The following is a 440-nucleotide window of genomic DNA, read 5'->3' as shown; positions in this document are numbered from 1 at the left end:
AGCCCGGAAAAAGTCATTTTTATTGCGTTTTTCTTCACCGGACACTGACCACAAGAGAGCCGGTGCGGTTTTTAAATTGCTGGATAACAGGCAATGTTTGAAGGTTCGCTTCAGCCCATTTGCACCCACCGGGTTAAAGGGCAGCTGATTTTCTGCTTCGGTTTTAAACAGAAAAGCACCGCGCGGCAGCTCTTCGGCGCGCTCAAACAGAGCATTAACGCCGTCCACCATGGCCTGCGACGAACGGAAGTTTCGTGCCAGATTATAATGCCGGCCTTCGGTATCGCGCCGGGCTTTTAAATAGGTGTAAATATCGGCGTTACGGAAGCTGTAAATGGCCTGCTTCGGGTCACCAATAAGAAAAATGCCGGTACCCGGGTGCGGGTCCGCCAGGTTATAAATGCGGTTAAAAATCTCGTACTGCACCGGGTCGGTGTCCT

The 440-nt window shown here is 51.4% G+C and carries 1 protein-coding gene; it reads right to left on the bottom strand.

Annotated elements, in window-relative coordinates:
* Positions 1 to 440: UvrD-helicase domain-containing protein (locus B3180_RS14785; protein ID WP_286845263.1), on the bottom strand; the 440-nt coding region annotated here is incomplete at both ends.

The sequence above is a fragment of the Idiomarina sp. UBA4206 genome (genome assembly GCF_002383015.1).
Taxonomy (GTDB): domain Bacteria; phylum Pseudomonadota; class Gammaproteobacteria; order Enterobacterales; family Alteromonadaceae; genus Idiomarina; species Idiomarina abyssalis.
The sequence above is the reverse complement of the archived record's forward strand: the minus strand, read 5'-3'. Positions and strand labels throughout refer to the sequence as shown.